Annotated in this window: 21 protein-coding genes; 9 read left to right on the top strand and 12 right to left on the bottom strand. The window is 37.8% G+C overall.

Translation table 11 applies throughout. From position 1 onward, the window contains the following. Nucleotides 1–145: 145 nt before the first annotated feature. From gyrA to dnaA, 7 genes are all read right to left on the bottom strand, one after another. Nucleotides 146–2,773 carry a DNA gyrase subunit A gene (gene gyrA / locus B5P37_RS05935; protein ID WP_085237367.1) on the bottom strand — a complete coding sequence of 876 codons (2,628 nt, stop codon included), beginning with the start codon at nucleotides 2,771–2,773 and terminating at the stop codon, nucleotides 146–148. A 35-nt stretch (nucleotides 2,774–2,808) separates the two neighbouring features. Continuing rightward, nucleotides 2,809–4,740 (bottom strand): DNA topoisomerase (ATP-hydrolyzing) subunit B, encoded by a 1,932-nt coding sequence (gyrB, locus tag B5P37_RS05940; RefSeq protein WP_206168737.1) that lies wholly within the window; start codon nucleotides 4,738–4,740, stop codon nucleotides 2,809–2,811. A gap of 13 nt (nucleotides 4,741–4,753) precedes the next feature. After that, nucleotides 4,754–5,869 (bottom strand): DNA replication/repair protein RecF, encoded by a 1,116-nt coding sequence (gene recF, locus B5P37_RS05945; protein WP_085237369.1) that lies wholly within the window; start codon nucleotides 5,867–5,869, stop codon nucleotides 4,754–4,756. Next, nucleotides 5,866–6,105, bottom strand: coding sequence for a S4 domain-containing protein YaaA (gene yaaA, locus B5P37_RS05950; RefSeq protein WP_085237370.1), 240 nt, complete (start codon nucleotides 6,103–6,105; stop codon nucleotides 5,866–5,868). Before yaaA ends, recF begins: the two co-directional genes overlap by 4 nt. 108 nt (nucleotides 6,106–6,213) lie before the next feature. Then, nucleotides 6,214–6,903 carry a DsbA family protein gene (locus B5P37_RS05955; protein WP_085237371.1) on the bottom strand — a complete coding sequence of 230 codons (690 nt, stop codon included), beginning with the start codon at nucleotides 6,901–6,903 and terminating at the stop codon, nucleotides 6,214–6,216. 144 nt (nucleotides 6,904–7,047) lie between these two features. After that, nucleotides 7,048–8,181: a DNA polymerase III subunit beta gene (dnaN, locus tag B5P37_RS05960; protein ID WP_085237372.1), complete on the bottom strand. Its 1,134-nt coding sequence runs from the start codon at nucleotides 8,179–8,181 to the stop codon at nucleotides 7,048–7,050. A 175-nt stretch (nucleotides 8,182–8,356) separates the two neighbouring features. Continuing rightward, entirely contained in the window at nucleotides 8,357–9,700 is a 1,344-nt protein-coding gene (gene dnaA, locus B5P37_RS05965; RefSeq protein ID WP_085237373.1) for a chromosomal replication initiator protein DnaA, read from the bottom strand. 545 nt (nucleotides 9,701–10,245) lie between these two features. Between dnaA and rpmH the strand changes: the two genes are divergently transcribed. From rpmH to B5P37_RS05995, 6 genes are all read left to right on the top strand, one after another. Beyond that, nucleotides 10,246–10,383 (top strand): 50S ribosomal protein L34, encoded by a 138-nt coding sequence (gene rpmH, locus B5P37_RS05970; RefSeq protein ID WP_000240855.1) that lies wholly within the window; start codon nucleotides 10,246–10,248, stop codon nucleotides 10,381–10,383. A 130-nt stretch (nucleotides 10,384–10,513) separates the two neighbouring features. Continuing rightward, on the top strand, nucleotides 10,514–10,861 hold the full coding sequence (gene rnpA / locus B5P37_RS05975; protein WP_085237374.1) for a ribonuclease P protein component: 348 nt from the start codon (nucleotides 10,514–10,516) through the stop codon (nucleotides 10,859–10,861). A 214-nt stretch (nucleotides 10,862–11,075) separates the two neighbouring features. After that, the gene (gene mnmE, locus B5P37_RS05980; RefSeq protein ID WP_240622425.1) at nucleotides 11,076–12,419 is read left to right on the top strand and encodes a tRNA uridine-5-carboxymethylaminomethyl(34) synthesis GTPase MnmE; all 1,344 of its coding nucleotides are present in this window, start codon (nucleotides 11,076–11,078) and stop codon (nucleotides 12,417–12,419) included. An 18-nt stretch (nucleotides 12,420–12,437) separates the two neighbouring features. Beyond that, complete coding sequence (mnmG, locus tag B5P37_RS05985) at nucleotides 12,438–14,312, top strand: tRNA uridine-5-carboxymethylaminomethyl(34) synthesis enzyme MnmG (protein WP_085237376.1); 1,875 nt, start codon at nucleotides 12,438–12,440, stop codon at nucleotides 14,310–14,312. Then, a complete protein-coding gene (gene rsmG / locus B5P37_RS05990; protein WP_085237377.1) occupies nucleotides 14,313–15,032 on the top strand; it encodes a 16S rRNA (guanine(527)-N(7))-methyltransferase RsmG in 720 nt (239 codons plus the stop codon). It begins immediately after the preceding gene. Nucleotides 15,033–15,069: 37 nt separating this feature from the next. Beyond that, on the top strand, nucleotides 15,070–15,918 hold the full coding sequence (locus tag B5P37_RS05995) for a ParB/RepB/Spo0J family partition protein (RefSeq protein WP_085237378.1): 849 nt from the start codon (nucleotides 15,070–15,072) through the stop codon (nucleotides 15,916–15,918). A gap of 576 nt (nucleotides 15,919–16,494) precedes the next feature. Here B5P37_RS05995 and mhqD read toward each other — a convergent pair. The 4 genes from mhqD to B5P37_RS06015 form a co-directional block, all read right to left on the bottom strand. Continuing rightward, nucleotides 16,495–17,082, bottom strand: a complete 588-nt coding sequence (gene mhqD / locus B5P37_RS06000) for a methylhydroquinone degradation carboxylesterase MhqD (protein ID WP_085237379.1) — start codon at nucleotides 17,080–17,082, stop codon at nucleotides 16,495–16,497. Nucleotides 17,083–17,104: 22 nt separating this feature from the next. Further along, complete coding sequence (locus B5P37_RS06005; RefSeq protein WP_085237380.1) at nucleotides 17,105–17,722, bottom strand: flavin reductase family protein; 618 nt, start codon at nucleotides 17,720–17,722, stop codon at nucleotides 17,105–17,107. A 16-nt stretch (nucleotides 17,723–17,738) separates the two neighbouring features. After that, a complete protein-coding gene (locus B5P37_RS06010; RefSeq protein ID WP_085237381.1) occupies nucleotides 17,739–18,701 on the bottom strand; it encodes a ring-cleaving dioxygenase in 963 nt (320 codons plus the stop codon). A 77-nt stretch (nucleotides 18,702–18,778) separates the two neighbouring features. Next, a complete protein-coding gene (locus B5P37_RS06015) occupies nucleotides 18,779–19,210 on the bottom strand; it encodes a MarR family winged helix-turn-helix transcriptional regulator (RefSeq protein ID WP_085237382.1) in 432 nt (143 codons plus the stop codon). A 164-nt stretch (nucleotides 19,211–19,374) separates the two neighbouring features. Between B5P37_RS06015 and B5P37_RS06020 the strand changes: the two genes are divergently transcribed. After that, nucleotides 19,375–19,650: a GNAT family N-acetyltransferase gene (locus B5P37_RS06020; protein ID WP_085237383.1), complete on the top strand. Its 276-nt coding sequence runs from the start codon at nucleotides 19,375–19,377 to the stop codon at nucleotides 19,648–19,650. 171 nt (nucleotides 19,651–19,821) lie between these two features. Here B5P37_RS06020 and B5P37_RS06025 read toward each other — a convergent pair whose 3' ends face one another. Continuing rightward, nucleotides 19,822–20,739: a DUF5996 family protein gene (locus tag B5P37_RS06025; protein WP_085237384.1), complete on the bottom strand. Its 918-nt coding sequence runs from the start codon at nucleotides 20,737–20,739 to the stop codon at nucleotides 19,822–19,824. Between the two features lie 589 nt (nucleotides 20,740–21,328). Here B5P37_RS06025 and ureE point away from each other — a divergent pair. Beyond that, on the top strand, nucleotides 21,329–21,784 hold the full coding sequence (gene ureE, locus B5P37_RS06030) for an urease accessory protein UreE (protein ID WP_085237385.1): 456 nt from the start codon (nucleotides 21,329–21,331) through the stop codon (nucleotides 21,782–21,784). Further along, a complete protein-coding gene (locus B5P37_RS06035; RefSeq protein WP_085237386.1) occupies nucleotides 21,777–22,466 on the top strand; it encodes an urease accessory protein UreF in 690 nt (229 codons plus the stop codon). Before ureE ends, B5P37_RS06035 begins: the two co-directional genes overlap by 8 nt. The last annotated feature ends 2 nt before the right edge of the window (nucleotides 22,467–22,468 follow it).

The following is a 22,468-nucleotide window of genomic DNA, read 5'->3' on the forward strand; positions in this document are numbered from 1 at the left end:
TTGAAGCTGAGCACACCTTGGCTTTGATTTTGGGGGGCTGTTTGTGTTCAAAACATCTTATTTCCAATCCACGACTATGAACCTCAATCAATAAAAAAGGCGATCATGCTAGTATATCCACTAGACGGTCGCCTTTTTTAATTATTTATTGATCTTCATTTTCAATATCTTCGTTCACACGATCCATAAAATCTTGTCTTAATGACACTTGTTCAGTCGTTTCATCTGCTGTCTCTGTTTGAGTAGACGCATTCTCAGTCGATACCTTTTCTTCGACATCCGTTTGAACCGCTTCTTGTGTCTCTGTGAGATCGTCTTCTTCGATAGATTCAGGCTCTTTCTTAACTTTTGCTACAGTCGAAACGTATTGCGAATCATCTAAGCGAATCAGTCGTACACCTTGAGCCATCCGACCGTTCACTGAGATGTCTGAGACTTCCATACGAATGATCACACCTTGGTTCGTCACAACCATTAAGTCTTCATCACCTTCAACAGTAGCAATACATACGAGTCGTCCATTTCGTTCAGTAATTTTTGCTGTTTTGACACCCATTCCGCCGCGGTGAGACAAACGGTACTCTTCAATAGGTGTTCGTTTACCGTAACCTTTTTCTGTCACCACTAAGATTTCATTATTCGTATCTTCATTGGCAACACCGAGTCCAATCACTTCATCACCTTCTCTGAGTCGAATACCTTTTACACCTGCTGCAATACGACTCATTGCACGCACATCAGACTCTTTAAAACGAATAAGGGAAGCTTGTGCTGTACCGATAAGGATATGTTTCTCACCATCTGTTAAACGAACGGCAATCAATTCATCATCATCACGGAATTTAATTGCAATCTTACCATTACTTTGGATACGGTTAAAATTGCTTAGTGCCGAGCGTTTAATCAATCCTTTTTTCGTTACAAATACAAGGAAATCTTCTTCAGAATTCAGATCTTTGACCGCGATCATCGTACTGATGACTTCATCTTGATCCAAATCAATAACGTTAACGATCGGAATCCCTTTAGACTGACGGGAGAGTTCCGGCACCTCATAACCTTTAAGTTTATACACACGTCCTTTATTCGTAAAGAACAGTACGTGATCGTGTGTGCTCGTTGTCACTAATTGACTCACAAAATCATCTTCCAACGTATTCATACCTTGAACACCACGACCGCCACGATGTTGTGAACGATATGTGGAAGCTGGAAGTCGTTTAATGTAATTGTTATGGCTGAGTGTAATAACAATTTGTTCTTCTGGAATCAAATCTTCATCTTCTAGCTGATCCACACCACCCAGTTGAATTTCCGTACGGCGATCATCACCAAACTTTTCTTTAATCTCAGTCAGCTCTTCACGCACGAGTGCCAATAGCTTCTCTTCATTAGCTAAGATCGCTTCTAATTCCGCAATATAGGCAATCAAATCGTTATATTCTTGCTCAATTTTATCACGCTCTAAGCCTGTCAGACGTCTTAAACGCATATCTAAAATCGCTTGGGCTTGCCGCTCTGATAAAGTAAATCGAGACTGCAAGCTTTCCATCGCAATCTTATCTGTTTCCGATTCACGAATAGTTGTAATAATCTCATCAATATGATCAAGTGCGATTCTTAAGCCTTCTAGAATGTGGGCACGGTCTTTCGCTTTGCGTAAATTATAAGCTGTACGTCGACGTACTACTTCTTTTTGATGTTCTAAATAGTGATACAAAGCTTGTTTTAAATTGATCAATTGTGGGCGTCCATTTACTAAAGCAATCATATTGACACCAAAAGACGTTTGTAACGGCGTTTGTTTGTACAAGTTGTTTAAAATAACACTTGCATTGGCATCTTTGCGCACATCAATAACGACCCGCACGCCTGTACGTAAACTCGTTTCGTCACGTAAGTCCGTAATGCCATCAATCTTTTTATCGCGTACAAGTTCTGCAATTTTTTCAATCATACGGGCTTTATTCACTTGGAATGGAATTTCGGTTACGACAATACGCTCACGACCGCCACCTCGAGATTCAATTTCAGCTTTAGCACGCATAATGACAGAGCCTCTCCCTGTTTCATAGGCACGTCGAATACCACTCTTACCTAAAATCAAGCCTGCCGTCGGAAAGTCTGGACCTTGAATATCTTCCATCAATTCATTAATCGTAATGTCAGGGTTGTGACTTAGACTTAAGACACCATCGATGACTTCACGCATATTATGAGGGGGAATATTCGTTGCCATCCCTACCGCAATACCAGAAGCACCATTGACCAATAAATTCGGGAAACGAGCAGGTAAGACACTTGGCTCACGCTCATTTCCATCATAGTTATCAATAAAATCAATCGTATCTTTATTGATATCTCTTAATAATTCTAAAGCAAGTTTTGTCATACGGGCTTCCGTATAACGCATTGCTGCCGCACCATCACCATCCATCGAACCGAAGTTACCTTGTCCATCTACAAGTGGATAACGATAGCTGAAATCCTGTGCCATACGTACCATTGCTTCATAAATTGACGAATCTCCATGAGGATGATATTTCCCCATGACATCCCCTACGATACGGGCAGATTTTTTATATGGCTTATCTGGCGTCATGCCTTGTTCATTAAGACCATACAAAATACGGCGATGTACAGGCTTGAGACCATCTCTTACGTCTGGCAAAGCACGAGAGACAATAACGCTCATCGCATAATCTAAAAACGATTCGCGCATCTCTTTGCTGATATTGCGTTCATTAATTCTTGATTCAGATATTTCAGCCATCAAGATATCCTCCTTCTCATTTCCCAATTCTCATTCTAGAAATCCAAATTAGCATAAACAGCATTATCTTCAATAAATTGACGGCGATTTTCAACAACATCTCCCATCAACATTTCGAATGTTTGATCCGCTTCAATCGCGTCATCCAATGTCACTTGTAACATCGCACGATTTTCTGGATTCATTGTCGTATCCCATAATTGATCGGCATTCATTTCACCCAAACCTTTGTATCGGGCAATAGACCACTTAGGTGTTGGGTTGAGTTGTTCTTTTAATTTGTCAAGCTCACGGTCATTAAACACATAATATTTTTGTTTCCCTTGTGTCAATTTATACAATGGCGGTTGCGCGATGTAGACATACCCCGCCTCAATTAACGGGCGCATAAAACGATAGAAAAATGTCAATAGCAACGTACGAATGTGCGCACCATCCACATCAGCGTCAGTCATAATTACAATTTTGTGATAACGGGCTTTAGCAATATCAAATTCGCCACCAATCCCCGTCCCAAAAGCAGTCACCATTTGACGGATTTCATTATTGTTTAAAATTTTATCTAAACGGGCCTTTTCAACGTTCAAAATTTTACCACGTAACGGTAAAATGGCTTGTGTCCGGGAATCTCGCCCTGATTTTGTAGACCCCCCGGCAGAGTCACCCTCCACTAAGAAAATTTCACTTTCAGAAGGGTCTTTACTTGAACAATCCGCCAATTTACCCGGTAAACTAGAAATATCTAGCGCGGATTTACGACGTGTCACTTCACGCGCTTTTTTTGCTGCAATACGCACCCGTGAGGCCATAATCCCTTTCTCAACAATAATTCGTGCAACTTGAGGATTTTCAAATAGGAAACGTTCAAAAAGCTCTGAAAATACACGGTCAACAATTTGACGGACTTCAGAGTTACCTAATTTTGTTTTCGTTTGACCTTCGAATTGTGGATCACCATGTTTAATAGAGACGACTGCCGTTAAGCCTTCACGCGTATCTTCACCCGATAAACGATCTTTTTCATCTTTAATCAATTTACTTTGCGTGCCATAATGATTGAGGACTCTTGTCAATGCACGTTTGAAACCGTCTTCATGCGTCCCACCTTCATACGTATGGATATTATTCGCATATGTTAATAAGTTTGTCGCAAAACCGCTATTGTATTGTAAGGCAATTTCAACTTCGATTTCATCACGTGTTTGATGGACGTAAATCGGCTCCTCATGTAATGGCTCTTTATTTTCGTTAATAAGGCTTACATACGACTTAATTCCACCTTCATAGTGGTAACTATCCTCACAAGCTTCTTCTTCATCACGTTCGTCTCTAAGCGTTATACGGATGCCTTTATTTAAAAAGGCCAATTCCCGAATACGTTTTTGCAATGTTTCGTAGTTATAGACTGTTGTCTCTTGGAAAATCGTCTCATCCGCTTTGAATCGAATGACCGTTCCTGTTTGATCCGTATCACCAACTTGTTTTAAATCAAACTCAGGTACACCCATATGATAGGCTTGATGATGGATACGTCCTTCTCTGTGTACATAGACTTCTAATGTTTCACTCAAAGCATTTACAACGGATGAGCCCACACCGTGTAAACCTCCTGAAACTTTATAACCACCGCCACCAAATTTACCACCGGCGTGTAACACAGTAAGAATTACCTCTACAGCAGGACGTCCCATCTTTTCTTGGATATCAACTGGAATTCCTCGTCCATTATCAGTTACTTTAATCCAATTATCTTTTTCAATCACTACTTCAATGTTATCAGCATATCCAGCAAGAGCTTCGTCAATACTGTTATCGACAATTTCCCAGACGAGATGATGCAGACCGCGTTCTGAAGTTGAACCTATATACATACCTGGTCGCTTACGTACCGCTTCAAGACCTTCCAATACTTGAATCTGACTCGCGCCATAGTTTTCTGAGTTGTTCACATCAGCCAATGCTTCCACCTTCACTTTCTGCCTATTGCATAATATTTCCTTGTGCGATGCGGTATACTTTTGCGTCTTTCATGATTTCATGGTCAATTCCCTCTACTGATGTAGTCGTCACAAAAGTTTGAACTTTATGTTGAATCGTACTTAAAAGATGCGTTTGACGTGCATCATCCAATTCGCTTAAAACGTCATCAAGTAATAAAATGGGGTATTCCCCCACTTCCTGATTCATTAATTCGATTTCTGCTAATTTTACTGACAGTGCCGTCGTACGTTGTTGCCCTTGCGAACCATATGTTTGTGCATCCATATCATTCACTTGAAATGCCAAATCATCACGATGTGGGCCATACAGACTAACACCCCGTTCAATTTCACGTTCCATATGCTTCTGAATATCATTCAATACTTGTTGAATTAATGCCTCTTCAGACGCTGAAGCATGATCGATTTTAATACTTGGCATATACTGCAATGTTAATATTTCACGCGCATTTGTAATACCGGAATGAATCGGTGCCGCCAGTAGTTCTAACTCTTGAATAAACTGTCGTCTTCGTTGCGTCACTTTTACTGCATACACAACAAATTGGTGATTCAGCACTTCGAGCATCGTCGTATCTTTTGTTTTTCTGAGTTGCAGTTGCTTTAAATAGTGATTCCGTTGTTTTAAAATACGCTGATATTGTGATAAATCATTCAAATATAGGCTTGATATCTGACCTAATTCCATATCAATAAAACGACGTCTTATTTGTGGTGAACCTTTAACAATATTCAAATCTTCTGGTGCAAAAAGGACCACGTTGAGATGACCAATATATTGCGTCAAACGACTTTGTTCTAAATGATTAACTTTTACTTTTTTACCTTTTTTGGTAATAAACATTGTGAGTGGCATCGTACCATGACGAAAATGAAGTTCACCTTCTATTTTAGCATACGCCGCATTGAAGCGAATTAATTCTTTATCGTTCGTGGTACGATGACTTTTTGCCAAGGCTAAAGTGTATATAGACTCTAATAAATTTGTTTTACCTTGTGCATTTTCCCCAATTAAGATATTGACTTCTGGATGGCACTCAAGCCATATCTTTTCATAGTTTCGATAATTTTCGAGTTGGAGTGCTTTGAGTTTCATTGCTCACCGAATTTGATAATATACGAACCGACTTCAGGAATTTCTAACTGATCTCCGTCTTGCAATTTCTTACCACGACGGTTCTCCAATTCGCCATTTAAGAAAACCTCATGTTCACTTAAGAACCATTTTGCTTGGCCACCAGATTCAATGATGCCTTCATAATTTAAAAATTGTCCTAAAGTTAGTGCGCCATCAACAATGACTTGCTCAGCCAAATTCATCACTCCATTCATATTTGCTCACCTATACATTATACATTTTTATAATGAAAATTTCATTCTCTAGAAAGGATTTTCCTTCTAAAAGTTTCATGTGGAACGTTTCAGTCCCATCACTTTTATTTATTGGTCAAGTGCACGATCGATTTCTTTATCTATAGCTTCAACATCAGTCGTATCAGCGACACGTTTACCATTGATAAACAGAGAAGGCACTTCTGGTACATTAAACTTTTTCGCTAACGCGTGATCTTGTTGTGCATGGTCAGCAATCTCACCTGTTTTTTTGCGATAAGCTGAGATGATTTGTTGACGCTGTTTATCAGTGATGTTTAATTTTTGTAGCTGCTCTTGAATGAGCGCATCTGTTAGCCAATGTTGTTGTCCTACGGCATCTTTATTTTTAGGTTGCGCTTGATAGAGCAGATGATGGAATGTCCAATATTGTTCAGATGCATATTGATTGACCGCAAGTGCTGCTTTTGCACCAAGTACAGACTCTTCACCGTGTATTAATACATTGACATAGCGAAATTCCACTTTGTCATTATTGATATACTTTTTTTCTAATTCTGGTTTAATATGACGTTCAAAGTCCCCACAATATGGGCATTTATAATCACCGAATTCAACAAGTAACACTTTTTGACCTTTTTTTCCTTGTACGGGTTGTGACTGAGTCTCTGTTGCGAGCTGTGATTCAACGAGCTTATTATTTTTAGGTTTCTGGTTAAGAAAAGCGAGGCTTATAATGATAAGTGCAATGACCCCTACAACGGTCAATGAAATCATCCAAATCTTTTTCTTTGTCATGTATTTCCCTCCGTTCTTTATAACATAATTATACTAAAATTTAGCTACTTTGAATATTACACGTGTAACTGCGACAAATGACTTTAAAAAGCATATAAAAAAGCAGTTGCGAAATAATTACAACTGCTTTTTGTACATCTCATTTTAGTAAGTTCTGATTGGTAAGATAAGTTGTATTACTGTGTCGTCATTTTGCGGTTTTAGTATAAATGGCTTCATCGTACCAAAAAATTCAACTTCAACGTTCTCATTATCGATAGCTTTTAGTGCATCCATCATATATTTTGAGTTGAAAGAGATTTTTAAATGATTGCCTTCAACATCCTTAGCTGTTACTTCTTCTTTTACAGTACCGATTTCTGGAGACGTAGAAGAGAGTTCGACTCTATCTTCTCCTGTACTGAGCTTAATCACGTTATTACCCCCTTCACGTGCAAGGAGTGATGCACGATCAATAGCATGATAAAATTCGGAATTATCGAGCCCCAATTTTGTTTCATAGTTCTCAGGGAATAAACGAGACGTATCAGGATAATGACCTTCGAGTAATCTTGAAATGAAGTTAATATGATTGACACGGAATAAGACCTGATTAGATGCAAAGAAAATGTCAATATAAGCATCACTGTCCGTCATAATTTTATTTAATTCGGCTAATGCCTTTCCTGGAATAATGACATTTTTATCTTCAATCTCTTCTTCAAGCTTTAATTTTCTTACAGCCAAGCGGTGTGAATCCGTTGCTGTGCATATTAATTCATTTTGTTGTATAAGCCAGTTAACCCCCGTTAGGACAGGTCGTGTTTCTGAGGTGGACACCGCAAAATTAGTTTGTGCAATAATATTTTTTAGCACTTTTACCGGCAATTGTAACGCATCATCACTAGAAACTTGTGGTAATAATGGATACTGGTCAGGATCAAGACCACTTAGATTAAATTCTGAATGTGCTGAGGTAATTAATGTTTGAAATTGTTCATTTGTTGATAATTTAACTTCTTTACCTGGTAGTTTTTTAATAATATCAACAAAGAATCGCCCTGGTAAGACGACTGATCCAAGTTCATTAACTGTTACAATTGTTTCACCTTCTACTTGGTTTGGAATTGTTATTTCAATGGATATCTCTGAATCTGAACCTGTTAATATAATACCTGCTTGGGTTGCTTCAATTTTTATCCCCGTTAAAATAGGTAAAGTCGCTCTTGGGGAAATCGCTTTTAATGTATCATTTAATTGAGTGATAAAATAATCTCTTTGAATAGAAAACTCCATCATTCTATAAACTCCTTTCAGTCGTTTATATAGTTATATAATTATTATTAAAAATAGTAATCATAGTCATAGGTGCTGTGGATTAGTGGATAACTCAAAAAAATACTGATGATAACAGCTTGTACACATGTGGATAACCTGTGTATGGTGTGTACAACTTTTCCTCATTATCCACAAATCAACTTCGAATCTCTTTTTCTAAATTCTCGATTTCTTGTCGCAATGTTGCATCGTTTTCGATATCTTTTTTTATTTTATCATGGGCATGGATGACTGTTGTATGATCGCGTCCTCCAAATTCTTCACCGATTTTAGGAAGTGAAAAGTCTGTTAATTCACGAGACAAATACATTGCGATTTGTCGAGGATATGCAATAGATTTTGTTCTTTTCTTCGCTACAAAATCTTCAATGCGTACACTATAGTATTCACCTACAACCTTTTGAATATCTTGGATGGTTATTTTTTTGCTTTTAGTCACCTGAATGATGTCTTTTAATGCATCAGCAGTTAACTCGGTTGTGATGGGTTTTCCTTGAAGTTTTGAATATGCTAAAACGCGTGTCAAAGCCCCTTCAAGTTCACGAATATTTGTTTGAATTTGGTTGGCAATGTAAGTTAAAGATTCAATTGGAATATCAAGGTTTTCTTCTTCCGTTTTCTTTTGTAAGATGGCCATTCGTGTTTCGAAATCAGGTGGTGTGATGTCAACGATAAGTCCCCACTGGAAGCGAGATTTTAAACGTTCTTCTAAAGTAGAAATTTCTTTTGGTGGACGGTCACTTGATATGACGATTTGCTTCTTGTTTTGATGTAAATCATTGAAGGTATGGAAGAATTCTTCTTGCGTTTGTTCTTTCTTTTGAATGAATTGAATATCATCAATTAACAAAACATCAATGTTACGGTATTTTTCACGGAATGACTCAGTATCGTTATTCCGAATGGATTGAATGAATTCATTCGTAAACTTTTCACTGGATGTATAAAGGACTTTAGCACTTGGATTATTTTCTAAAACATAATGTCCAATCGCATGCATCAAATGTGTTTTCCCTAAACCTACGCCACCATAGATGAAAAGTGGATTATAGGCATTTGCTGGAGATTCTGCGACAGCAAGACTCGCAGCATGAGGGAAACGATTACCAGGTCCAATGACAAACGTTTCAAAAGTGTTGTTTGTATTGAACTGCTCACCAGACACAACGTTATCAACAGCCGGTGTTTGTGCGGGTTGATTCGATGATGAAGTGAGATTAAGTTCTTGTAAATCTTCTTCTGCAATGAACTTAATTCGAGCGAGTTGTCGTCCTGTAACGGCCTCTAAAAACTGCTTGATGAGATCGGTATAGTTGGTCTTGAGCCAATTCGCGATAAAGGGTTGTGCCGCGATGACAACAGCTTCTTCATCAGATAGAGTGTAGAGCGTTGTGTCTTTGAGCCAAGTGTCGTATGAAACATTAGTGACGTTTTCTTTACATAAGTTGAGAACGTTTTCCCAAATTTCTTGTTCTGACATGTTAAACTCCATCTTCCTAAGTAAAAATTTTTGTTATACACAGTATCCCCATAATATGATTCATTTTAATCACAGGGTGTTAACAATTATCCACAACTTAATCACAATCTGTGGATGAATCGCAGTTCATTGTGAGTTATTCACAACTATTTTATGATTATTACATAGTATTTGTGCTATGTAAAATAAGGGATGAGACCACTTATCCACACAATTATACTTTTTCACATAGGTCCCTGTCAAACGGGTGTGAATATGTTGTTATCATCGATAGTAACTTGTGCACATTGGAATGTTATCCACAATTTTAAACACTCATGCTGTGAATAAGTGGACAACTTTTTAAACATTGTGATAAGAATTATAAAAAAACAGGCTTGATTTACAGTGATGATTTTGTTATATTGTAGTAGTTGCTTGAAATGTAGACATTTCATTTTAGTAGAGATACATCGATTTTGAACATATTAAAAATGAAATTAACTTAATTTATCTATAATGACGCATATTAGATAATTGAATGATTGAAGATGGAGGTGTTTTGCATGGTAAAACGTACTTATCAACCAAATAAACGTAAACATAGTAAAGTTCATGGTTTTAGAAAACGTATGAGCACTAAAAACGGCCGTAAAGTTTTAGCTCGTCGTCGTCGTAAAGGTCGTAAAGTTTTATCAGCATAAGATCACTGACTCATTCAGTGATCTTTTTTTTGAATAAATGATCATCGAATAGTTGATTTTTTGTCGTGGATTGCAGATCGATGTCTCATTTTGTTGTTTTGGTATTTTGAAGAAAGACGAGTGATATCACATGGAAAAAGCATATCGGATTAAAAAAAATGCTGATTTTCAATTGATTTATCGAAAAGGAAAATCGGTAGCTAATCGTCAATTTGTCGTCTATACTTATGAATCACAACATATGACACACTTTAGATTAGGAATCAGTGTTTCTAAAAAAATAGGAAATGCAGTGACGAGAAATCGTATTAAACGAAGTATACGAGAGTGTTTCAAAGTGCATAAAGCAGACTTTTTACCCAAAGATATAATTGTCATCGCGAGATTTCCAACTAAGACAATGTCGACGCAAGAGATTCAGAAAAGTTTAGAGCATGTATTAAAAATTGCGAAAGTCTTTAACAAACGAATAAAGTAGCGCTATTTAGACTTCGGTTTGTGTGACTTCAGACAAACCGAAGTCTAACTTCTAAGCGGGATAAAGATACGTAAGATGTGGATGCAAGGCATGTAAAGACAAGGCATTCGCAATCCTAAGGGAAACATTTTACAATATTGAAAGAACTATTTGCGTCAAAGGAGGTACGTGAATCGTGGAACAACTTGATACAATCACAAGTATTTCAACACCGATGGGGGAAGGGGCCATTGGTATTGTCCGTTTATCCGGGCATGATGCTGTTGAAATTGCAGATTATTTATATAGAGGGAAACAGTCATTAAAGGATGTCCCGACACATACAATTAATTATGGCCATATTATTGATCCAGAAACCGGAGAAGTGGTGGAAGAGGTTATGGTGTCTATTTTACGCGCACCGCGGACGTTTACACGTGAAGATATTGTTGAAATCAACTGTCACGGTGGAATTTTAACCATTAATCGGGTTCTAGAATTGACGATGACGCATGGTGCACGCATGGCCGAACCAGGGGAATACACAAAACGTGCATTTTTAAATGGTCGTATCGATTTATCACAAGCTGAAGCGGTGATGGATTTTATACGTTCTAAGACGGATCGTGCTTCAAAAGTAGCGATGAATCAACTTGAAGGACGTTTGAGTGATTTGATTAAACATCAACGGCAATTGATTTTAGAAATTTTAGCGCAAGTGGAAGTGAACATTGATTACCCAGAATATGACGATGTAGAAGATGCGACTACGGATTTTTTACTAGAGCGTGCGCGAGAAATTAAGCAAGATATTGATAAATTATTAGATACAGGCGTGCAAGGTAAAATCATGCGAGAAGGCTTATCGACGGTTATTGTAGGTAAACCGAATGTTGGAAAGTCGTCTATGCTGAATACGTTAATCCAGGACAATAAAGCCATCGTTACAGAGATTGCGGGTACGACACGCGATGTGTTGGAAGAGTACGTCAATGTACGTGGTGTGCCATTAAGACTGATTGATACGGCTGGCATTCGTGAAACTGAGGACATTGTGGAACGTATCGGTGTGGAACGTTCACGTAAAGCGCTCAGCCAAGCAGACTTGATTTTATTTGTATTGAACTATAATGAAGTTTTAACCGAAGATGATCGTAAATTATATGAAGTCATTAAAAATGAAGATGTGATTGTCATCATTAATAAAACAGATTTAGAGCAGCGTATCGATCTTGCAGAAGTTGAGTCAATGGTAGGAGATATGCCCATCATTCAGACCTCTATGCATGCGCAAGAAGGCATCGATGAGCTAGAGATTCAAATTCGTGATTTATTCTTTGGTGGTGAAGTGCAAAGTCAAGATATGACTTATGTTTCTAATTCGCGGCACATTGCATTGTTAAAGCAAGCGAAACACACGATTCAAGATGCGATTGATGCAGCTGAAATAGGTGTGCCAATGGATATGGTACAGATCGATTTGACACGGACATGGGAGATTTTAGGTGAGATTATAGGTGAATCAGCAAGTGAGGAGTTAATCAATCAACTGTTTAGTCAATTTTGTTTAGGAAAATAATTATTGGAGGTCAATGAAATGGTGAAATCATTTGATGTGATTGTAGTAGGAGCTGGGCATTCTGGTATTGAAGCAGGCCTCGCATCTGCAAGACGTGGTGCACGTACGCTCATGCTTACAATCAATTTAGACAATATCGCATTTATGCCGTGTAACCCATCAGTTGGGGGCCCCGCTAAAGGTATCGTTGTGCGCGAAATTGATGCACTAGGTGGACAAATGGCGAAAACTATTGATAAGACACATATTCAAATGCGTATGTTGAATACAGGGAAAGGGCCTGCTGTTCGTGCTTTACGTGCCCAAGCGGACAAAGTCCTTTATCAACAAGAAATGAAACGTGTGTTAGAAAATGAACCGAACCTAGAAGTGATGCAAGGTATGGTAGACGAACTTATTATTGAAGATAACGAAGTTAAAGGTGTACGCACGAATATTGGTACAGAATATCGTGCGAAAGCGGTTATTTTGACGACAGGTACATTTTTACGTGGTGAAATTATTTTAGGGAATATTAAATATTCAAGTGGTCCGAACCATCAATTGCCTTCTATTACATTGGCAGATCATTTACGTGAACTCGGTTTCGAAGTTGTCCGTTTTAAAACAGGGACGCCCCCACGTGTGAATGCTAAGACGATTGATTACAGCAAAACAGAAATTCAACCCGGCGATGAGATTGGGCGTGCTTTCAGTTATGAAACAACAGAATATATTTTAGACCAACTGCCCTGTTGGTTGACGTATACGAACGGAGAGACGCATCGAGTGATTGATGACAATCTACATTTGTCGGCGATGTATTCCGGTATGATTAAAGGAACGGGTCCACGTTATTGTCCATCTATTGAAGATAAGTTTGTTCGTTTTAATGATAAGCCGAGACACCAACTTTTCCTTGAACCAGAAGGGCGTAATACGCTTGAAGTATACGTACAAGGCCTGTCTACGAGTTTACCGGAAGCAGTGCAACGTGAAATGTTGGCTACGATTCCAGGATTAGAAAAGGCGGATATGATGCGCGCGGGTTATGCGATTGAGTATGATGCTTTAGTTCCAACACAATTATGGCCAACGTTAGAGACAAAAATGATTAAAAATCTATATACAGCCGGTCAAATCAACGGAACATCTGGATACGAAGAAGCAGCAGGTCAAGGTTTAATGGCAGGAATTAACGCAGCAGCACGCGTTCTTGGTAAGGAAGAAACGATTCTGCGTCGCTCGGAAGCCTACATTGGTGTGTTGATAGATGACTTAGTGACCAAAGGGACGAATGAGCCTTATCGTTTATTGACATCTCGTGCCGAATATCGTTTGCTGTTACGTCATGATAATGCGGATTTAAGGCTAACTGACTTGGGTTATGAATTAGGACTGATTTCAGAAACACGCTATGAACAATTCAACACGAAACGTCAACAAATTCGTGATGAATTAGAACGGCTAGAACAAATTCGTATTAAGCCGAGTGAACGTGTTCAACAAATCATTGAAGAAAAAGGGGGGGCACGTCTTAAAGATGGTATTTTAGCAAAAGAACTTTTGCGTCGTCCAGAAATGACTTATGCGACGATTATAGACATTTTAGAAGAAATACACCAACTCCCTGCAGATGTTGAAGAACAAGTAGAGATTCAAACAAAATATGAAGGTTATATCAATAAATCATTACAACAAGTCGATAAAGTGAAACGAATGGAACAGAAAAAAATACCGGAAAATCTTGATTATAGTAAAATCGATAGTTTGGCGACTGAAGCACGTGAAAAATTAAGCGAAGTTAAGCCTTTAAATATTGCACAAGCTTCACGCATTTCTGGTGTCAACCCCGCAGACATCTCGATTTTATTAATCTATTTAGAACAAGGTAAAATTCAAAGGGTGAAATAAATGAGCGTAGAATGGCTAGCGACACAATTAAGTACGCATGGGATTGTATTATCAGCGCATCAAAAGCAACAATTTGAAAAGTACTATGAAATGCTTGTAGAATGGAATGAGAAAATTAATTTAACTAGCATTACTGAAAAGCATGAGGTATACTTAAAACATTTTTATGATTCAGTGGCGTCAAGTTTTTACTATGATTTTAATCGGACACTCCAGCTGTGCGATGTAGGGGCTGGGGCAGGTTTCCCTAGTATTCCTTTAAAAATTGTTTTCCCAGAAATTCATGTCACAATTGTTGATGCATTGAATAAGCGGATTCAATTTTTAAATCAATTGGCCGAAGCATTAGATTTGGAAGGTGTTCGTTTTGTACACGATCGAGCAGAAACATTTGCGAAAAAAGAAGACTACCGGGCGTCTTTTGATGTTGTAACAGCAAGGGCTGTTGCCCGTATGACCGTGCTGAGTGAGCTCTGTATACCGCTCGTTAAGAAGCAAGGGATGTTCATTGCTTTGAAAGCTTCAAAAGGTCAAGAAGAGCTTGAAGAAGCCCGTTTTGCAGTCGGCGTGCTCGGTGGTCGAATTCAACAAGTCAACACGTTTGAATTGCCTGAAGAAGCGGGTGAACGCCAAGTCATTTTGATAGAAAAACGAAGCCAAACACCCAAAAAATACCCTCGAAAACCAGGCACACCGAATAAGTCACCACTTGTTGAATAAAGAAGAGATTATGAAAGATTAAAGGGAGCGAATAGACATGAAGAAACCCTTTTCTAAGTTATTTGGTTTAAAAAATAAAGACGAACTATTAACAGTATCGGAAGAAGATAAAAAAGGTGTCGAGTCGATTAAGATTGAAAAAATAGTGCCCAATCGATATCAACCGCGTCAAACATTTGATACAGCTCGTATTGAAGAACTTGCAGAATCGATTCGTGCACATGGTTTATTACAACCGATTGTCGTGCGACCGATCGAAGAAAGCATGTATGAAATCATTGCGGGTGAACGACGTTTTCGAGCGTTACAGCTTAATCAGATGACCGAGGCAGAGGTGATTATCCGCCATTTAGATGACGAAGAAACAGCGGTGGTTGCATTAATTGAAAATATTCAACGTGAAAACTTATCTGCCATAGAGGAGGCAGAGGCATACAAAAAGTTACTTGCATTTGAAGGAATTACACAAGCAGAGTTAGCGAAGAGCGTAGGAAAGAGTCAAAGCTTTATTGCAAATAAATTAAGGTTGTTGAAACTGACACCTGTTGTTCTTGAAGCGGTGCGTGCACATCGTATTACAGAACGTCATGCACGGGCATTGGTGGGACAAACGCCTCAGTTTCAAGAAGAAATGCTCGAAGTGATCTTGAAAGAACAGTTGAATGTGAAGCAAACAGAGGAGCGGTTAAAGGAAAGTGTCGTCAAATTAAAGCAAGAGGAAAAAATCATTGCACATCCACCTGAATTTGCACAAGACGTTTCTGAAGCACGGGATATGATTGCGGATCGTTTATTAGAAATTCGTGCGAAGGGTATTCGTTATGAGCAAAGAGAAAAAGAGCACGCAGATTATGTTGAAATTCAAATCCGTTTATATCGAAAGTGAGTCATTTTAGATGCACATTAAAACCAATCTTTTATAAATGTAAGAGAGTTATTTTAAATATAGGGAATTAGGTGATGGGATATTGCTTAATTCTCTTTTTTATTAGATGAAATTAACGATAGACTGAGACGTATAAAAGTCAGTATGTAGAGGAATGATATGTAGACAACAAGGCATTCTAAGTGGCAATGTGAAAGTTTCATGATTATAAATCTAGGCGAGATGTCTGAAGAAAAGCTAAAGTCTATAATAAACAGACTTAACTTTAGAAGGGATTACTGTTTAACACACTCGCTGTCTGACTTCTCAATGTGTGTCGCTTTTGAGAAGTCGAGTCAGCTTTGTGGGTGGGGGCATATTATGAAATCTTTGTGGTGTACTATATTTCTATATGACTCCCGACAATCCAATTGTGTTTCCTTAACATGGCCTTTTTAATCAAACATAATTAATTTGAGACAAGACCTAGCCAAGTGAGACAAAGAGGTCAATCATCAACTCAAGCTCAGAGAAGGATCACGAACATCAATATGCGTTTTCTCTTATTTTATTAAATTGATATTGCAGTCTCAATTCCTATAATATCCCACGTGCGGCTTCGAGGGTTCCTTGTGTCAATTCATGGCCATTCACCCAGTACGTAGTTACATCTGCGCCACGTGATTCAAAAATAGATTTGACATATTCACTCGCTTCTACTGGAACGAGAGGATCATTTTTACCCATGGACAGGTAGACTGCCTTCTCACTTAAATCAAGGTCAGGTGAGACATCTAATGGGTAAAGTGGGGCAAATAATAATCCTTTTTTATAAGGCATGTCTTTATTCAACATTAAGCTAATGGCCATATTTGAACCATTTGAAAATCCAACTAAAATGACATTTTCCAAATCGAAGTGGTATTTTTTAGCGGCACTCTCGAGAAATTCATGAAGTTCTGTTGTACGGAACTTCAAATCTTCTATATCATATTGTCCTTCACCATGACGTTTGAAGAAACGATTCATCCCATTTTCTGAAATATTACCACGTACACCTAACGCGTTATAGGAAGGGTCTAATAATTCAGCAACAGGAATTAAATCATGTTCATTGCCACCTGTCCCATGTAATAAGACAAATGTCGGTTTTGATGCTTCACCTTGTTTAAAAATATGTTCCATTATTGTTCACCTCTTTATTACTTTATCGGGGTCTTTGAATTGTAAAAAATTCTCCTAATGTTGCATAATCATCTCCTGCCAGTCGACTGACTGCTTTGATTTTGCCTACTTCAATATACCCTTGTGCGTCATCATATAAAGCATCATCAATCAATACTTTTTGAATTTTTAAAAGTACCAAATCATTAACTATTTCACCGTCATCATTTTTAATCGTCACATGTTGATGCAGGGTTACTTCAAAACGAATAGGACTTTCGCATAAACTAGGGACAGAAACAGTGTCTGAAGCTGTCGTTGTAAATTGAGTATGTGACAATTCACTTTCATCTGGTGGTAACGGTGCAGCAGTTTGATTGGCATCATTGACATTGTCTTTTGTTACGACATGAACGACTGCTTCTTTTGTAGTTAAAAGGTTGCGTGCAGTGTCTTTCAACTTCCCATCTTTACGTCCGATAGAAATCGAAAGTAGGGCAGGTTCAGCTGAGATGATATTGAAAAAACTGAAGGGGGCAACATTGACAACCCCCGCCTCAGACTGACTACTGACGAGCGCGATAGGTCGAGGTACGACAGATCCGATTAAAAGTTTGTACATTTGTTGTTGAGAGATGTCTGATGCGTAAAAAGCGTACATGATTAACCTCCAACCTTTATTTTGAATGACGTGTTGTATTGAATGGACGCACTTCAGATTCGATATATTCTCTTTGATCTTCTAAAAATGGTGGTAGTGATAAAGATTCGCCTAAAGTTTCATATGGTTCATCTTCCATGAAACCAGGACCGTCAGTTGAAAGCTCGATAAGAATATGACCGATACGTGTGTAAAGTGCTTTGAAGTAAAAACGGTCGATTAAACCGGAACTTCTAACACCCAATTCATTATATCTTTCAAGCCATTGTTCGATAGCTTCATCGTTTTCAAGACGGAAAGACACGTGGTGGATTTGACCGTACCCTGGACGGCTTTCATTTGTTTCATCTTTACGTAAGATGACTTGTCCTCCGTTCCCTCCTTTACCAACTTCTAGGAGTGTTACGTTATCTTCTTCTTTAATCGGTTTCATGTCATAAAGATCGATTAAAGTTTTTTTGAAATCATCATAATAGCTTACCGTAATTTCAATTGGACCTAGACCATAAATTGCTTTGTCTTCAGGGACAGGGCCGTTTTTCCAAGGAATACCTGGTTCAACTCCTGTATTATTTTCGTCAGAGAAGAGTTGGTATTTTTGACCATCCTCTTCTTCAAAACGAAGCACTTTTGTACCAAACACAGTATCAATTTCATCATGTTTGACACCGAATTCATCAAAACGTGCTTTATAATATTCAAGAGCTGCATCATTAGGTACACGTAAACCTGCACGACTAATTGAGTTTGTTCCTGATGCGCCTTTTGGATTATTTGGGAAATCGAAGAATGTCATATCAGTGCCAGCATTCCCTTCGTCATCTGCAAAAAATGTGTGGTATGTGTAAATATCGTCTTGATTGACTGTTTTTTTCACAAGTCGCATACCGAGCACTTCAGTGAAGAAATGGTAGTTCCGTTCTGCATTATCTGTCATTGCTGTTACGTGGTGAATCCCTTTTAATGGATGTTGTATCATTTTAAAAACCCCTTTATTAATTAATTATCTCTAATTCGAACTAAATAGAGTGTGAAAGAAAAGTACATGCGTTCAAGTTAGTCTTGAGGTGCTGTACTTAATTTTTTTAGTGTCGTTTGCAATGCATATAATTCGTCGTTTGTAAGTTCTGAAAATGCTTGTTCAATGGCTTTTGTGTGTTCTGGGAAGATATTTTCCATGAGTTGTTGGCCTTGATCAGTTAACGAAATATAGCTGACACGCCGATCCTTTTTGCATTGGCGACGTTTCAAATATCCTTTTTCTTCTAATGAGTTAATCACGTAGGTCGTACTGCTACTGGCAATTAAGATGCGCTCTTGAATACGTTGAATAGTGTGCTCGCCTTTATTGTATAAAAGTTCTAATACTGCAAATGCAGTGACGCTCAGCCCATATGATTTTACGTCTTTACGTATCAATTTGTCTAACATATCATTGGTGCGTTTGATTCCGATTAAAGTTTTGAGTGCTATCTCACTTCTCTGCATATGCCAACACCTCTTTTGTTTCGAATTCGAGATAATTATAACGTGAATACACAATAAAGTAAAGTACTTAGTTTAATTTTTATACTTAAATGATTGAAAAACTCTAAAAATGGGTATAAAATCATGGCAAATAATGTAAAGTGATTATTTGAGGAGGAACGATTATGGCAACAATTAAAAAAGGACATAATAAATATTATGTGGGTGAGTCTGAAAAACATCCAGAAGCGTTAATGACATACGTACCGGGAGAAACACAAATTATCATTGATCATACGATAGTCGGTGAATCGTTAAGAGGGCAAGGTGTTGGTAAACAATTGGTTGAGGCAGCGGTAAAAGATGCGCGTGAGCATCACTTTAAGATTCATGCAACATGCCCATTTGCAAAAGGGGTTTTAGAGCGTACACCAGAATATCATGATGTTTATGGGGGATAATGTGTAGTCTATGTTGTAAACATCTAGACCATAAAGTTTATAAAAAAGAACATATCAAAAAATTTCTATCGAAACGTCATCAAGTGTTGGGGGTAACCCTATATAAAAAGCCGAGCAGAGCTCGGCTTTTTATATATTGCAGAAGTTAGAGCGCATATACATCTTTTAATGCTAATGAGGGTAAGGTTTTTGTTGGATTTGATTCGTATTCATTTTTAATGGGACATGGTAATGCTCACAGTTTTCCCAAGATAAATGTGATTTGAAAATTTCAAAGCCTTGATTGAAAAAGGCTGAGAGGGCGTTCAAAGTTTCTGAATTCATCGATTTCATTTCGTAAATGAGTTCTGTCAATTGTGAATCAAAATAAGCGCCCTCTATTAACGGTTGCTCAAAAGTAAAGCTTTGATCAACAAAAGGATAAGGTAAAATGAAAAATGTAGGACCTTCAAAGCGATCATCGCCAAACCAGAAGCCGAACTCAATGAAATGTTCATCGAAAGCGGCGTATTCAATGATTTGTGTGGGTTCAAACATTTCATGAAATGCATTGTAATGAATTAAACAAGAAATATCAAAAGTCCCCCAAAAAAGACCTGGATTCATCTTACGGGCACGGTAAGGTGCAATAAAATATTGAAGTGCACGTGTTGCAAAGGCCATTAGCTGTAAAACGCTACGGCTTGTCTCTTCATTATAATGGCAGTGATGAGTGTCTTTAGAAAATAAAGTCGTGTCCGTCACTTCTTGAGGGCGTTCATTGATTGTTACTTCAATACCGTTTCGGAAGAGCGCCTGTTGGATTTGTTGATAATAGCTTTGAATGGTAATACCATCTTTTAAAGGGATTTTTTCTGAAGCGGTTTGTGTCTCAACTAAAATGAAGTGGTCGACTAAGTTGATACTGATGCTGTATGTGGACGATTGATAAAATAAAAGGCCTGTAGAAAATCCAGTTGTTGTTATATCAAGAACAACGTGTCTCCATTGTGGTTCCTGAAAAGCACTTGCCAGCTTATGCTTACCTAAAATTTGAGATAGGCGATGAAGTGTTTCTTTTTCGTTTTTCCAATCTGCAAGTTTTAACATTTTAAAAACCTCCAATTATCATAGTTGTTATATTGTGTAAATTATATCATAAATATCTAAAAATAAATGATGCCGCTTTCTGTTTGTTACAAATGAGTAAGAGATAGTAATAATATTATGATTATAAAGTAATTACATCAAGAAAATAATAATAAGTTTTAGTAGAATTTTTTTACCGGATTAATCATTCAATCTTATGATGACAACAATCGGACGAACGAAAAAAGATTGCATCACTTTATTTTAAAAGTAAAAAAGTTTTAAGTTAAAGAGAAAATAGTGTATTTTTTGTTTGTGAAGGCGTATCATAGAATGAGCGAGTCATAAGTTTTAAAATAAAAATTATGGTAAATTAAGAGTAAGGAAAACATAAATTGATGCACAGTATAATACTTGTCGATAGATGTTTATATTATTTTGACATAGTATTTTTGTCATGAAGGCTAGATATCTTTCGATGTTCCGTCTGTAAAGAACGGTGCTACAAGATACGCACATAGAATAGTTTTTTCTGTTTGGCACGATGATAGATGTATAACATGTCTCAATTTATGTGTGACTTAAGCTTATTCAAGGAGATGAAATGCATATGATAGTAGAAGAAATTCAGGGCAACATTGCTCATTTATCTCAAGATGAAAAAAATGTTCATATTGAAAAAGTGTATTTAGAGAACTCTGACTTAGTGAAGCGGATTCAGCGTGTGACATCTGATCACGGTACAGAGATTGGTATTCGTTTAAGCCAACCTATCGACTTGCAGTATGGTGATATTTTGTATAGAGATGAAAAAAACATGATTATTGTTGATGTGAATTCTGAAGATGTTATTGTGATTCGCCCACGTACGATTAAAGAAATGGGAGATATTGCTCATCAATTGGGAAACCGTCATTTACCTGCACAGTTCACGGATGATAATGAAATGCTAGTTCAGTACGATTACCTCGTAGAAGATTTGCTAAAAGATAAAGGAATCCCATATCAACGTGAAGATCGTAAAGTCAATCAAGCGTTTAAACATATAGGACATTCTCATGATTAATCAAGCATATTTGAAGCTCTTTCAATTTTGTGACTCACAGTTTCCGACCGGCGCGTTTAGCCATTCTTTTGGGTTGGAAACGTATATTCAACGGGGTGACATTCATGATGGCGCTTCATTTCAAACATGGTTGAAAGTTTTCTTAACAGAGCAATTGACCTATACAGATGGTTTGGCGATGCGTCTTGTCTATGATGCGATTGAATCAGGTGAGAAATCGTCTATTGAAAACTTAGATCAATTGCTTTTTGTACAAAACATACCGCGAGAAACGAGAAATGGAACAAAACAAATGGGCAAGCGGATGATTCAGCTTGCACGGACACTTTATAAGGATGAATGGCTTGAATGGTATGGTGATAAAGCTGCAGCCTATGAGTTGCATACGCATCCTGCAGTCGTATTTACTTTGCTAGGTCATCATTTAGGGATTGACATTGAAAAAATTATAGATTATTTCTACTATCAAAATGTTTCCAGTTTGACACAAAATGCTGTTCGAGCAATTCCACTAGGTCAAACAGAAGGACAGAAAATTGTCGCAGAAATGATTCCTTTTATTACGCAGACACGTGAGAATGTGATGCAGTTGGATGAAGCGGATTTTGGTTTGACAGCGCCAGGGCTTGAAATGAATCAATTGGAGCATGAAGATGTTGATGTACGTATTTTTATTTCATAGGA

It is taken from the genome of Staphylococcus lutrae (assembly GCF_002101335.1).
GTDB lineage: Bacteria > Bacillota > Bacilli > Staphylococcales > Staphylococcaceae > Staphylococcus > Staphylococcus lutrae.

What these genes read in the sequence shown, in the direction of transcription:
- rpmH (WP_000240855.1), top strand. Translation starts at nt 10,246, where the DNA reads ATGGTAAAACGTACTTATCAACCAAATAAACGTAAACATAGTAAAGTT.
- yaaA (WP_085237370.1), bottom strand. Translation starts at nt 6,105, where the DNA reads ATGAATGGAGTGATGAATTTGGCTGAGCAAGTCATTGTTGATGGCGCA.
- rsmG (WP_085237377.1), top strand. Translation starts at nt 14,313, where the DNA reads ATGAGCGTAGAATGGCTAGCGACACAATTAAGTACGCATGGGATTGTA.
- B5P37_RS06035 (WP_085237386.1), top strand. Translation starts at nt 21,777, where the DNA reads ATGATTAATCAAGCATATTTGAAGCTCTTTCAATTTTGTGACTCACAG.
- B5P37_RS05995 (WP_085237378.1), top strand. Translation starts at nt 15,070, where the DNA reads ATGAAGAAACCCTTTTCTAAGTTATTTGGTTTAAAAAATAAAGACGAA.
- recF (WP_085237369.1), bottom strand. Translation starts at nt 5,869, where the DNA reads ATGAAACTCAAAGCACTCCAACTCGAAAATTATCGAAACTATGAAAAG.
- dnaN (WP_085237372.1), bottom strand. Translation starts at nt 8,181, where the DNA reads ATGATGGAGTTTTCTATTCAAAGAGATTATTTTATCACTCAATTAAAT.
- ureE (WP_085237385.1), top strand. Translation starts at nt 21,329, where the DNA reads ATGATAGTAGAAGAAATTCAGGGCAACATTGCTCATTTATCTCAAGAT.
- B5P37_RS05955 (WP_085237371.1), bottom strand. Translation starts at nt 6,903, where the DNA reads ATGACAAAGAAAAAGATTTGGATGATTTCATTGACCGTTGTAGGGGTC.
- mnmG (WP_085237376.1), top strand. Translation starts at nt 12,438, where the DNA reads ATGGTGAAATCATTTGATGTGATTGTAGTAGGAGCTGGGCATTCTGGT.
- B5P37_RS06025 (WP_085237384.1), bottom strand. Translation starts at nt 20,739, where the DNA reads ATGTTAAAACTTGCAGATTGGAAAAACGAAAAAGAAACACTTCATCGC.
- dnaA (WP_085237373.1), bottom strand. Translation starts at nt 9,700, where the DNA reads ATGTCAGAACAAGAAATTTGGGAAAACGTTCTCAACTTATGTAAAGAA.
- gyrA (WP_085237367.1), bottom strand. Translation starts at nt 2,773, where the DNA reads ATGGCTGAAATATCTGAATCAAGAATTAATGAACGCAATATCAGCAAA.
- rnpA (WP_085237374.1), top strand. Translation starts at nt 10,514, where the DNA reads ATGGAAAAAGCATATCGGATTAAAAAAAATGCTGATTTTCAATTGATT.
- mhqD (WP_085237379.1), bottom strand. Translation starts at nt 17,082, where the DNA reads ATGGAACATATTTTTAAACAAGGTGAAGCATCAAAACCGACATTTGTC.
- mnmE (WP_240622425.1), top strand. Translation starts at nt 11,076, where the DNA reads ATGGGGGAAGGGGCCATTGGTATTGTCCGTTTATCCGGGCATGATGCT.
- B5P37_RS06020 (WP_085237383.1), top strand. Translation starts at nt 19,375, where the DNA reads ATGGCAACAATTAAAAAAGGACATAATAAATATTATGTGGGTGAGTCT.
- B5P37_RS06005 (WP_085237380.1), bottom strand. Translation starts at nt 17,722, where the DNA reads ATGTACGCTTTTTACGCATCAGACATCTCTCAACAACAAATGTACAAA.
- B5P37_RS06015 (WP_085237382.1), bottom strand. Translation starts at nt 19,210, where the DNA reads ATGCAGAGAAGTGAGATAGCACTCAAAACTTTAATCGGAATCAAACGC.
- B5P37_RS06010 (WP_085237381.1), bottom strand. Translation starts at nt 18,701, where the DNA reads ATGATACAACATCCATTAAAAGGGATTCACCACGTAACAGCAATGACA.